This is a genomic window from Sulfitobacter delicatus (assembly GCF_900102535.1).
Lineage (GTDB): Bacteria > Pseudomonadota > Alphaproteobacteria > Rhodobacterales > Rhodobacteraceae > Sulfitobacter > Sulfitobacter delicatus.
On record NZ_FNBP01000007.1, the window covers coordinates 55,954 to 68,284 of the forward strand.

At 62.0% G+C, this 12,331-nt stretch carries 11 protein-coding genes; 6 read left to right on the plus strand and 5 right to left on the minus strand.

What is annotated here, in order from left to right:
- Positions 1 to 2 precede the first annotated feature (2 nt).
- The 6 genes from BLS57_RS12665 (at position 3) to BLS57_RS12690 (ending at position 7,202) form a co-directional block, all read left to right on the plus strand.
- Positions 3 to 1,688 carry an ABC transporter ATP-binding protein gene (locus BLS57_RS12665; RefSeq protein WP_093742873.1) on the plus strand — a complete coding sequence of 562 codons (1,686 nt, stop codon included), beginning with the start codon at positions 3 to 5 and terminating at the stop codon, positions 1,686 to 1,688.
- Positions 1,685 to 2,857, plus strand: coding sequence for a M20 aminoacylase family protein (locus tag BLS57_RS12670; RefSeq protein ID WP_093742875.1), 1,173 nt, complete (start codon positions 1,685 to 1,687; stop codon positions 2,855 to 2,857). The genes BLS57_RS12665 and BLS57_RS12670 overlap by 4 nt, the downstream gene beginning before the upstream one ends.
- A 72-nt stretch (positions 2,858 to 2,929) precedes the next feature.
- Positions 2,930 to 4,069, plus strand: a complete 1,140-nt coding sequence (locus BLS57_RS12675; protein WP_093742878.1) for a M20/M25/M40 family metallo-hydrolase — start codon at positions 2,930 to 2,932, stop codon at positions 4,067 to 4,069.
- Between the two features lie 395 nt (positions 4,070 to 4,464).
- Entirely contained in the window at positions 4,465 to 6,069 is a 1,605-nt protein-coding gene (locus BLS57_RS12680; RefSeq protein WP_244153685.1) for a flavin monoamine oxidase family protein, read from the plus strand.
- 3 nt (positions 6,070 to 6,072) lie between these two features.
- Positions 6,073 to 6,507, plus strand: coding sequence for a c-type cytochrome (locus BLS57_RS12685; protein ID WP_093742881.1), 435 nt, complete (start codon positions 6,073 to 6,075; stop codon positions 6,505 to 6,507).
- 2 nt (positions 6,508 to 6,509) lie between these two features.
- Complete coding sequence (locus tag BLS57_RS12690; protein WP_167356430.1) at positions 6,510 to 7,202, plus strand: c-type cytochrome; 693 nt, start codon at positions 6,510 to 6,512, stop codon at positions 7,200 to 7,202.
- A 96-nt stretch (positions 7,203 to 7,298) separates the two neighbouring features.
- Here the strand turns inward: BLS57_RS12690 and BLS57_RS12695 are convergent, their stop codons facing one another.
- From BLS57_RS12695 to BLS57_RS12715, 5 genes are read right to left on the minus strand one after another with little or no spacing between them, the layout of a single operon-like run.
- Positions 7,299 to 8,015: a cytochrome c oxidase assembly protein gene (locus BLS57_RS12695; protein ID WP_093742885.1), complete on the minus strand. Its 717-nt coding sequence runs from the start codon at positions 8,013 to 8,015 to the stop codon at positions 7,299 to 7,301.
- A gap of 12 nt (positions 8,016 to 8,027) precedes the next feature.
- Positions 8,028 to 8,357: a hypothetical protein gene (locus tag BLS57_RS12700; protein WP_093742887.1), complete on the minus strand. Its 330-nt coding sequence runs from the start codon at positions 8,355 to 8,357 to the stop codon at positions 8,028 to 8,030.
- Positions 8,354 to 10,891, minus strand: coding sequence for a cytochrome c oxidase subunit I (gene ctaD, locus BLS57_RS12705; protein WP_093742889.1), 2,538 nt, complete (start codon positions 10,889 to 10,891; stop codon positions 8,354 to 8,356). Before ctaD ends, BLS57_RS12700 begins: the two co-directional genes overlap by 4 nt.
- Positions 10,888 to 11,829, minus strand: a complete 942-nt coding sequence (gene coxB / locus BLS57_RS12710; protein ID WP_093742891.1) for a cytochrome c oxidase subunit II — start codon at positions 11,827 to 11,829, stop codon at positions 10,888 to 10,890. The genes ctaD and coxB overlap by 4 nt, the downstream gene beginning before the upstream one ends.
- Positions 11,826 to 12,326 (minus strand): c-type cytochrome, encoded by a 501-nt coding sequence (locus tag BLS57_RS12715; protein WP_208597568.1) that lies wholly within the window; start codon positions 12,324 to 12,326, stop codon positions 11,826 to 11,828. The genes coxB and BLS57_RS12715 overlap by 4 nt, the downstream gene beginning before the upstream one ends.
- Positions 12,327 to 12,331: the final 5 nt, after the last annotated feature.

A 12,331-nucleotide genomic window follows, 5' to 3' on the forward strand; every position in this document is an offset into this window, starting at 1 on the left:
AGATGCAGTTCAAGAACAAGGACTTCTCAGACGCCCGTGAGGTGCTGAACGTCAGAAACCTGCGCATTGGCCTCACCGGGCGACCGAATGCCAAACCGGTGATCGACGGGATCGACCTGACCATCCGAGCGGGAGAGACGCATTGCTTGGTGGGTGAATCCGGCTCAGGCAAGTCCGTGACCTCGCTGGCGGCCATGGGACTGCTGCCGAAATCCGCGCTGGAGGTGCAGGGCGGCAGCATCACGCTGGACGATTTCGAGATCACCAGCGCCAGCCATTCCCAGATGCGCCAGCTGCGCGCCCGGCGGATCGCGATGATCTTCCAAGAGCCGATGACTGCGCTCAACCCCGTGCTGCGGGTGGGTGAGCAGATCATGGAAGTGCTCAACATGCACAGTGATCTCAGCCCGTCCGAGGCCAAAAAGCGCACGCTCGACATGATGGATCAGGTGCATCTGCCGGATGTGAACCGCATCTTCTCGGCCTTTCCACACCAGCTTTCGGGCGGGCAGCGCCAGCGGATCATGATTGCCATGGCGCTGATCCTCGATCCCGATCTGCTGATCGCGGATGAGCCGACAACGGCGCTCGATGTGACGACGCAATTGCAAATCCTCAAGCTGATCGCCGAGATGCAGGAGCGGCATGGCACCGCGGTGCTCTTCATCACCCATGACATGGGCGTGGTGGCCGAGATTGCGGATACCGTCACGGTGATGCAGCAGGGGCAGATCGTCGAACGCGCCCCCATTGCCGAACTGCTCACCAACCCGCAAAAAGAATACACCCGCACCCTGCTGACCGCGGTGCCAAACCTCACCCCGCGTCCGGCGCGGGCGGCGGCATCGCAAAGCGAAGTGGTGCGCGTCGCAGGGCTGGACATGACCTATGGCGGCGGCGGGTTTTTCCGGCGCAGCGAAGGGGTCAGGGCCGCGCAGGATGTGAGCTTTACCATTCAGCCGGGGCGGACGCTGGGCATCGTGGGCGAATCCGGTTCGGGCAAATCCACCGTGGCGCGGGCCATCATGCGGTTGATCGACCCGACAGCGGGCAGCGTGAATGTCGCGGGGACCGAGATTGCGCAGCTGTCGCGCCGCCAATTGCGTGACCATCGCAAACATCTGCAAATCGTGTTCCAAGACCCTTACCGTTCGCTCAACCCGCGCTGGACCGTGGCGCGCAGCCTCTGCGAAGGGCCGATCAACTTTGGCGTGCCCCGTGCCGAGGCGATGCGCCATGCCGCCGAGTTAATGGAACTGGTGGACCTGCCGCGTGACGCGCTCGACCGCTATCCGCACCAGTTCTCGGGCGGGCAACGCCAGCGCATTGCGATTGCGCGGGCGGTGGCGATGAAGCCCGATCTGCTGGTCGCGGATGAGGCCGTCTCGGCGCTTGATGTGAGCGTTCAGGCGCAGGTGCTTGATCTGCTGGATGACATTCAAGAGCGCTTTGGGGTGGCCATGCTCTTTATCACCCATGACCTGCGCGTCGCGGCGCAAATCTGCGACGAGGTGCTGGTGATGCAACGCGGCGAGGTCGTCGAATACGGCCCCGCCGGAGAGGTGCTGGCCAACCCGCGCCACGACTATACCCGCAATCTGATCGAGGCGGCACCGGGCCGCCACTGGGATTTTGCCAATTACCGCGTGCTTGACAGCGCCACCATGACGACAGGAGCCACCGCATGACCGTCCTTCCTAAAATCGAAGCCTTTGCCGCCGATCTAACCGCCATTCGCCAAGACATTCACGCCCACCCCGAACTGGGTTTCGAAGAGGTCCGCACCGCCGGGATCGTCGCCGAGAAACTGCGGGCTTACGGCGTGGACGAAGTCCACGAAGGGCTGGGCGGCACAGGGGTTGTTGGTATCATCAAAGGGACAGGGGGCGGTAACCGTCGCGTGGGTCTGCGGGCCGATATGGACGCGCTGCCGATTGTCGAGGATTCCGGCGTGCCCTATGCCTCGACCAACCCCGGTCGGATGCATGCCTGCGGGCACGATGGCCACACGACCATGCTCCTCGGTGCGGCGCGTTATTTGGCGGAAACACGTGATTTTGACGGCACCGTGGTGCTGATCTTCCAACCCGCCGAAGAAGGCTTGGGCGGTGCGCGGCGGATGCTCGAAGAAGGGCTGTTCGAGAAATTCCCCTGTGATGAAATCTACGGCATGCACAACGATCCAAATTCTGAGCCGGGCAAGGTCAATGTCACCCCCGGCCCGGCGATGGCAGGGGCGGCTTTCTTTGACATCACCGTCAAGGGCGTTGGCAGCCACGCCGCCATGCCACATCAGTCGCGTGATCCGATCGTCATCGGCACCGCGCTGGTGCAGCAGATGCAATCCGTGGTCAGCCGCAACACGCCACCGACCAAGCCGATTGTGCTCTCGGTCACCAAATTCAACGCAGGCTCAGCCTATAACGTCGTGCCGGATGCCGCGACCATTGCGGGCACGATCCGCTATTTTCATCAAGATGTCATTGAGATGGCCGAGGCCCGGATGCGCGAACTTTGCGCCGGGATGGCCAGCGCCTACGGGATCGAGATCGAGGTCGACATCCGCAATGTCTTTGACGTGCTGATGAACGACCCCGAGTTGACGACTGCCTATGTCGAGGCTGCCGCCAGCGTGGTGGGGGCCGAGAATGCGCGGGAGTCGACCGAACAGGCCAGCGGCTCCGAAGACTTCGCCGACATGCTGAAGGTCGTCCCCGGCGCCTATTGCCGGGTGGGTCACGCAGGCAGCGTGCCGCTGCACAATCCGGGCTTTGTGCTGGATGACGGCATCCTGCCCATCGGCGCGTCGATCTACGCCCGTATCGTGGAAACCCGCTTGCCCAAAGTCGGCAGCTAAACCGCCGCTTTTGTGGCCCTATTAAACAGCCCCGCGTTCGGCATTGGCCGCGCGGGCGCAAGGAACTTGTTTATGACAAACCCTCTTAATTTACCCTTTGATACCGATGAAATGCTCGCCGGGCTGCGCCCTTGGATCGAGACCGAAAGCCCCACTTTTGACGGTGCCGCCGTGAACCGCATGATGGATGTCGTGCAGCACGACCTCGCGGTGCTCGGCGCGCGGATTGAGCGTATCCCCAGCCCCATGGGCCTTGGCGACAGTCTGCGGGCGACCCTGCCGCATCCGCGTCAGGGGGAAGGGGGCATCCTGCTGCTTGGCCATATGGACACGGTGCATCCAGTGGGCACGCTCGCGAAACTTCCCTACAAGCGCGAAGGCAATATCTGCTACGGCCCCGGCCTGATGGACATGAAAGGCGGCAACTACGTCTACCTCGACGCGCTGCGCAAATTGCTGGCTGCCGGGGTTGAGACGCCGCTGCCGGTGACGGTGCTCTTCACCCCGGATGAGGAAATCGGCACCCCCGCCACCCGTGCATTGGTCGAGGCCGAGGCCAAACGCCACAAATACATCCTCGTCCCCGAACCCGCACGCCCCGACGGCGGTGCCGTGATCGGACGCTATGCCATTGCGCGCTTTAACCTCCAGACCCGAGGCCGCCCCAGTCATGCGGGCTGGGCTTTGTCCGAAGGCCGCTCGGCCATTGCGGAAATGGCGAAATCTGTGGGTGTGATCGAAGGCATGACCACCGAGGATTGCACCTTTTCACTCGGCGTTTTTCACGCGGGGCAGTGGGTCAACTGTGTGTCGTCCGTCTGCGATGCCGAGGTGCTCACCATGGCCAAGACCCAAGAGCAACTTGATGCGGGCGTAGCAAAGATGATGGCGCTGAACTCGGACAAAGGCGATGTCATCATGGAGATCCGCCGCGGGGTCACCCGTCCGGTTTGGGAACCTGACCAGCCGGGCACGATGGCGATGCTGAAACTGGCCCAAGAGATCGGCAGCGAGATCGGTATCGAGATTTCCGGCAGCTCCGCCGGGGGCGGCTCGGACGGGAATTTTACCGGCTTTCTGGGGCTGCCCACGCTCGACAGTATCGGCGTGCGCGGCAAGGGGCTGCATACGCTGCAAGAGCATATCTATGTCGATAGCCTCACCGAACGCGCCAAGCTCGCGGCGGGCTTGTTTTGTCGCCTGACGGGGTGAGAGGAGATACGGGCGCCGTCGAATTTTCGCGTTCGGCTGCGCTCGGATAGGCTTTCGCAAGGCGATCGAACTCAGCTTACGGACAGCGGCCGTGCAGTTTCCGCGCCGAAATGCAGCGTGACGCGAGCCGAAGGGTTTTAGACCGGGATTCTCATCTCTTCACGTTCGAGCTTTGCAGCGGTTTGCCCTGCTTTCGCGGCGCAAAGCGCAAAAAGCGGTCATCACTGCGATTCAGGCGCAATTTCAACCTCCATCCACGACCGTCCGCTCCTGCTGGCATGCATCTTGCCCAGTGCAGTAGCCCCTTGGCCTGCGCTTGCTGGAACCATTACGCAGCGGAAACGTTGACACACCAATTGTTCTGAAAATTTATCCTAACATAGGAGCGGTCACTCATGTCCCACCCCTCCAACGCCCAGCCTCCCTCGCGGCGCGATCTTCTTAAAATGATCGGATTGGCAGCAGGCTCTTCTACCATGCTGCATGCGATGTCCTCCTTAGGTCATGCCCGACAAAGCCCCTACAAAGGTCCCATAGACCTCTCGGGCGCACCAGAAGGGCGGAAGGTTGTGGTTCTGGGGGCAGGGCTTGCGGGGATGTGCGCCGCACTGGAACTGCGGAGCGCGGGTTACGAGGTCAGCATTCTAGAGTACCAAAAACGCGCTGGCGGACGGTGCTGGACATTGAAAGGCGGCGATGAGTTTGAGGAACTTGGGGGCTATAAACAAAAGGTAGAGTTCTCAAAGGGTCAGTATATCAACATTGGCCCTTGGCGTATTCCACATCACCATCTGGCATTGCTTGACTACTGCCACCGTCTGAACGTGCCCTTGGAAGTTTTCGTTCAAGAGAACCAGAATGCCTATCTCCATTCCCAAACAGCATTTGACGGTAAGCCGATCCGCTATGGCCATGCTTGGGCGGATTATGTGGGGCAGATCACCGAACTGCTCGCGAAGTCTGTGGATAAGGGGCGGCTCGACAGCCCGTTAAGTAAGGAAGACACCGAAATCCTGCTCGAGTCGCTGAAATCCTTTGGCGTTCTCAATAAGGATTACGCCTATGAGGCCAGCCTCGATACCGCTGAATACCGCGGCTATCCCGATGCAGGGGCGCCGGGTGGCGGGCTTTATAACGCGGCGCCTGAACCGTCCGAGCCGATTGAGCTAACGGACCTGCTGAAATCCCGTTTCTGGGAAAAGATGCGCAACCATACGACCTATCGCCACCATGCGCCGATGTTCCAGCCGGTCGGGGGCATGGAGGAAATTGCCCATGCTTTTGCCCGCGAGGTGGAAGATCTGATCACCTACAACGCCAAGGTTGACCGGATCAAACAGACCGAAAATGGCGTCGAAGTGGAATACTCTGGTGCCGATGGCGAAGGCAGCGGCGGGGTGGAGACGGCGGATTACTGCGTCTGCACGATCCCCTTTACCATCCTCAGCCAGCTCGAAGTCGATGTTTCTGCCGATATGCGTCGGGTCATGCGCGCGCTGCATTATCACGAGGCGGTCAAGGCGGGGCTGGAGATGAAGCGCCGCTTCTGGGAGCGTGACGAGCAGATCTATGGCGGCATTACACTGACCGACCTGCCGATTGCTGAAATCAGCTACCCTTCCGCCGAGATGCACTCGGATGGGCCGGGCGTGCTGCTGGGCGCCTATGTCTATGGCCCGCAGGCCTATGCCTTCAATTCCATGTCCCCGAAGGAGCGGTTGGAGACCGTGCTAGAGCAGGGCGCCAAAATTCACCCGCAGTACCGGGATGAGTTCAGCAATGGTGTGGTGCTAAGCTGGCACCGGGTTCCATGGATGCTGGGCTGCTACTCCGACTGGGATGACCGGGGCCGCGACTATGAGATCGCGGCAACGATGGACAATCGTCTGGTCTGCGCGGGGGAGCATATCAGCTACCTTCCCGGTTGGCAGGAAGGCTCGCTCTTGTCGGCATTGGATGCGGTGCGCCAAGTGCATGACCGCGCGGTTAAAGAGGGCTAAGCGATGCGTTATTTGATAGTGCCTTTACTGCTCGGCCTGGCCGCCCCGGGCTTTGCGCAGGAAGAAGAATCGCCGGTCGATGTGGGCCGCCGTGACCTCGGTTCTACGTTAGAAAAGTTCACCGACAGCGACGGCGCCGAGTTGTACCGCCGAGCTTGTTCCGGCTGTCACGGTCCCGAAGGGGAAGGCGCTTTTGGTGCCGGGAAATATCCCGCGCTCGCAGCCAATCCGCGTCTGGGCCATCCCCGCTATCCGGTCAATCTGATCCTGGAGGGCAACGGCGCGATGCCGTCCTTTGCGGACTGGCTGGACGACGAACAGGTGGCCGCAGTGGTGACCTATATTCAGACGAACATGGGCAATGACTACGCCGGAGAGGTGACTGCCGAGGATGTAAGCCGCATGCGCGAAGAATTTGCGGATCTGGATGAGGGATGATTATGAAACTCCATTATTTTCTACCACTCGCCCTAACCGCCGCGCTTGCTGCGCAGGCTGAAACGCCGCCCCCTCTGTTTGACGGCGTGGAAGGGGGCGAAGAGCTCACCCCTGATACCGCACTTGGCCGCACCGTGGCGTCAGGTGGTGCCCTGCATGGTGGTGTGGGGATGAAATGTATGGCCTGTCACGGGCTTGATGATGCTGGCGCCGGTTTGGGCGATATGCCCGGTCTTGCGGGGCAGCCCGCAGACTACCTTGTTGAACAGCTAGAGGCTTTCATGTCCGGCGCGCGGTTCTCGCCCATTATGGTGCCAATTGCGACACAACTGACCGACAAGGAGCGCATGGCCGTGGCGGACTACTATGCCTCAGTCGCGCCGAAGCTATCAAAGTTCGACCACGAGGCGCCGACCGATCTGGTACAGCGGGGCGGCGCGTTGGCGGCGTCAGGCAGCGACAGGGTTACAGCTTGTAGCCAGTGTCATGGCGGCGGCGATACCAGCGGTGCGGCGATCCCTCGGCTCAAGGGCCAGTCGGCGCAGTATATCGCGGATCAACTGGTGGCCTGGCGCGAGGGTGATCGGGCAAACGGACCCTTGGGTGTAATGGAGCAGATCGCCAAGTCGCTGACGCCTGAAGAGATCAAGGCCGTCGCACTGTATTACCAGCAGACACCCCCTGATACCCAGTAAGCTTGCGCAGTTTCCCCGCATAAGATCAAACAGCGCAGCGTGTCAAAACCACGTTGCGCTGTTCGCTTTTTCACCCTTTGTCAAAGGACCGCCGGCTCAAGCCGCCCCCCGCGGCAGCGCTTCTTGCCGCAGGAACAGCCGCACTTGCAGCGCCACCAACACCATGAAGAGCCCGCCGCCTGCGACCCACATCAACGCCCCGGCAAGCTGTTGGTCGGCCAGCGCGGATAGGCCGTAGGGCAGGGCGGTCATTGCGTGCCAGTCATGCCAAGCGGTAGGGGCGAGCGTCAGCGTCACTGCAAAGGCGGTCAACTGCGCGGCGGTGAAGACGGAAGGCACTGCGGCCTGTGCTCCAGCAGAACGGAAACTGGCAAAGAGGGCGATTGCTGTTCCGGTCAGCGACAGGTGCATCGCCCAATAAGTTACATCGGACTGCAGCGTAGCCGCATAGGGCGTTGGGCTATGCCATACCCAAAACAGCGCGGCGAAGAGCAGGGCCACAGGCCAGACCGGCAGGCGCAGCCGCGGCAAAGCTGCTGCGATCAGCGGCGCTGCGACCAGTGTCAGCAGGATATGCTGCCCGACCCGCGCTGAGAACAGCGCCATCGATGCGGCACAGAGGGGTGAGATGAATAGAAACGCAACCAGCGCCGCGCCGCTCATCGCCTGACCGCGCCGCTCGGCAGTCACCCACAGTGCTGCGGTAAAGAGCAGCAAACCGGCGAGCAACAGCGGGTCTAGCGTCCAGCGGGTCAGCAAGTCCCCGGGTAGAGGCGGGGTGCCGCAGAAAGGGGTATAGGCATCGGGTTCCATAAGGGTTCCTTTCTATCCGTGACAGCCGGGGAGGATCAGAACGGGAGTGAGGTTGGCGATCGTCGCGATCAGGGAAATCAAACCGGACCACCAAGCCGCCCGCGCCAGCGCAAACGCGTCGGGCGTTAACCCCGGTCGCCGCCCCTTGCTATGTGCGCTCCACATCCAGATGATTTGCAGGACCACAAATACCACGGTGATTGCCACCGCGGTGAGAACCAGATGTTCCGGCGAGAGCAGGGCTCGCGGCGCGCAAGCGGCAGAGATGAGCGCATACATTGTCGCGAAGTGAAGCGCCCAGAGCAGAACTGGTTTAGCGATACCTAGGGTCAGGCCTTTCATAGCGCACTCCCCGCCAGCAGATAGGCCGCTGCCGTCGCACCGCCCATGATCGCCACCACGCGGGCAAATGTCCCGATCAACAGGTTCGGCAGCATCTGCCCCGGCTTCACCGCGCCCACCGCTTTGCGCAGCGCGTTGATCAGCGACCAGTAGATCATCACCGCGAGATAGCCGGCGACGAAAGCAAAAAGAGACCAGCCCACGGCGGCATAAGCCGAGCCATAGGGGTCAACTGCGCGGATCGAGAAAAAGAGCAATGTGCCGAGCGCGGCAGCGCTGACCGCAAGACCAAGATCGACCGCGATCACCGGCGTCACCTTCGCTCCAAATGCCGCCCGTTTGCTGGCCCAGCCGAGCAATAGAACCGCCAGCGACGCGACCAGCGCCAGCCCGGCCATAAGCGGTTCTGCTGGGGGTGTCGTCTCGGCCCAATGCGGTTGTGTGTTCCAAAGATAGAGCCCGGCAAAGAGCAGTGAGGCGAAGAGCGCGGAGGAGATCAACATCGTCCCCACAACCGCGATATGCAAATGGCTGCGCGTGTCGACGACATTGACCGGCAGGCGCAGCCCCCGCAACCCGCTGTCACGCAGCACGCCGCTGTCTGACGGCTCCCATACCCATGCGGTAATGCCCATCAGCGCAATCGCAAAGCCCACCGCCACCAGCCAGTAGGCTGAGGCCAAGGTGGCCCCGAAGCCGAGCGCCAAGCCAAAGGCCGAGATCAGTGGCACCCATGTGGGATGCGGCAGTCGCACGATCTGCATCGGCGCGCCGGTGATCGGATCGTTGCCCATCGTCTCGCGGCGATGGTCTATGGTGGGCCGCAGCGCGCCCTCAACCTCACGGGCGGGGCGGTCCAACAGTTCAGGCTGGTCCCACAGCGGCTCGCGCGAACGGACCTCGGGAATGGCGTGGAAATTGAAGCCCGGCGGGATCGGTGGGTAAAGCCACTCCAGCGTCCCCGCGCCCCAAGGGTTGCGCCGCGCCCGCAGCCCGTTGCGCTGGTGCCAGAAGAAGTCAAAGACAAAGAGCACCACCCCAGCCGCGAGGATATAGGAGCCGATTGACGACAGCATGTTCAGCCGGTCCCAGCCCAGCCCCTCGGGGTAACTGGCGATCCGCCGTGGCATCCCGCGCAAACCGGTCAGATGCATCATGAAGAAGGTCACGTTGAACCCGATGAACATCAGCCAGAACACCCAGCGGCCAATGGCCTCGGACATCATCCGCCCGGTGAACTGCGGCATCCAGTAATAAAGCGCGCCAAACATCGGGAAAACGAAGCCACCGATCAGCACATAGTGCAGATGTGCCACGACAAAGTAGCTGTCATGCGCCTGCAAGTTAAACGGCACGGCGGCGACCATCACACCGGTCAGCCCGCCCAGCACAAAGATGAACAGAAAGCCGAAGATAAAGAGCATCGGCACATCCATGCGTGGCTTGCCCTGCGCTAGAGTGGCGAGGAAGCAGAAGATCTGCACCCCCGTCGGGATCGCCACCATGGTCGATGCAGCGGAAAACAACGTCAGCGACATCACCGGCAGGCCCGTGGCAAACATATGGTGCGCCCAGAGACCGAAGCTGAGGAAGCCCATTGTCACCACCGCGGCCACGGCGAAGCCATAGCCAAAGAGCGGCTTGCCCACGAAGGTCGGCAGCATCGTCGCCACCATCCCGGCGGCGGGGAGGAAGATGATATAGACCTCCGGATGTCCGAAGAGCCAGAACAGGTGCTGCCAAAGCAAGGGGTCGCCGCCCAAGGCGATGTCAAAGAAGGGCAGGCCGAGCAGGCGCTCCGCCTCCAAAAGTATCGAGCCAATGATCAGCGGCGGGAAACCCACGGCGATCATGAAAGCCGTGACCAGCAGATACCACATGAAGATCGGCATCTTGGTCAGGCTCATCCCCGGTGCGCGGGTGCAGAGGATCGCGGCGATGATCTCGACCGCTGCGGTGACGGAGGCGATCTCGGCAAAGGTAATGCCGATGAGCCAGAAATCCGCCGAGAGGTCCTGCGTATAGGCGCTGGTCGAAAGCGGCACATACATGAACCAGCCCCCGGCGGGGGCGGCGTCAAAGACGAAAGACGACAGCACGATGATGCCACCGAAGAGGTAGCAGTAGTAACCAAAGGCCCCGAGCCGCGGAAACACCAGATCGCGCGCGCCGACCATGAGCGGAATAAGATGCACCGCAAACCCTTCCAGCATGGGGATCGCAAAGAGGAACATCATGATCGTGCCATGCATGGTGAAGACCTGATTGTAGGTCTCGGAATCGAGGAAGGTATTGTCTGGCACGATCAACTGCGTGCGCACCAGCAGGGCGAGGAACCCGGCAATCAGGAAGAAGATGAAGCCGGTAACGAGGAAGCGCTTGCCCACCACCCGGTGGCTGACCGAGGACAGATAGCGGATGCCCGGCGGGGCGTCCCAGATCCGCTCGAACCCTTTGTCCGGCGCGCCCTTGGCGCTGCCGGAATAGGTCTGATCCTCGGGCAGATCCACGACATATGCGGTACGATCAGTCATTTAAGGCTCGCCAGATAGGCCGAGAGCGCGCGCAGGTCCGGCCCCGGCAAATGGTTGTAAGAAGGCATTTTGGCGCCCGGTTTCATTGCGGTCGGGTCCGCTATCCAACCCGCCAGCGTGCCTTGGTTCATGCGGTACATCCCGGCGCCAAGGCTGCCCCGTCCACCCACACGGGTAAGGTCGGGCCCAAGGTCACCGCCTTCGGCCACGCCGCGGATGGTATGACAGGCGGGGCAACCCGCTTCGACAAAGACATCGCGGCCGCGGGTGAGTTCTGTCGTCGCTGCGTCACGGGCCTCGCCGCTGCTGCGCTGCATCCAGGCGTCGAAATCTTCGGGCTCCATAACGACGACCTCAAAGGCCATTTTCGGGTGCGACAGCCCGCAGAACTCGGCGCATTGGCCGCGAAAGCGCCCCGTTTCGGTTGCCATGACGGGCAGGCTGTTCACCCGGCCCGGGATCATGTCCATCTTGCCGGTGAGCTTGGGCACCCAGAAGGAGTGGATCACGTCGCTGGATTTGAGACGAAAGGTGACAGCGCGGCCCTTAGGGATGACGATCTCATTTGCGCCGCGCATGGCCCAGCCTTCGGGGTCATAGACCACGTCCCACCAGAACTGTTTGCCGGTCACTTCGATGACCAGCGCTTCGGGGTCTTTCGACGTGATACGTTGCAGGATGACGGTGGAAAAGCCCATCAGGATCAGGACCGAGACCAGCGGCAGCGCGATGCCGCCCGCCCAAATCCACCAGTGGCGCGGGGCGAGGCGGCCCGAGACGACCGCCCAGACGAAGAGCAGCAGCAAGACGAAGATTAAGCCGAAAGCCACGGTCATGCCGATGGTCAGCCCGTTGATCGCGGTGGCGCCGACCCCCTCGGGCGCGAGGGCAGATTGCGCGCCGTATTCGCCGAGCGTGGACTGTGCGGTCTCGCTCATTCCCGCGCCTCCGATCCCAAGAGATAGGCGGCGATGTCACGCGCTTCGTCACGTTTCAGGCCGAGGTTCGGCATGGCGGTGGCAGGGCTATGCGCGGGCGGGTTCATCAGCCAGCGGGTCAGATCGCCAGGGCGATTGGGCAGCACGCCCGCAACATAGGATTGCTGGGCAAAATCATGCAGATCGGGGCCAACAGTCCCTTGCGCGTCGCGGAGGCCGGGCACGCGGTGACAGGCACCACAGCCGTGCTCTCTGATCAACGCCACCCCGCGTTGCGGGTCTGCATCGAGAAACCGGCGCGAGGCGGCATCGTAGTCCGGTGTCTTTTCGACCAGCCCTTGGCGAATGTTGATCCGATACCAATCCGAAACCAGCCGCGACGCCTCTCGCATCGGATCGGCCACGGCGGCGGCGAGGCTGCTTTGCGGTGGTAGGGCCGACCAGACCATCGCGAGGGTGGTGAGCAAGACAACCGATATGACGGTGAAGAGCCGCATCCCGT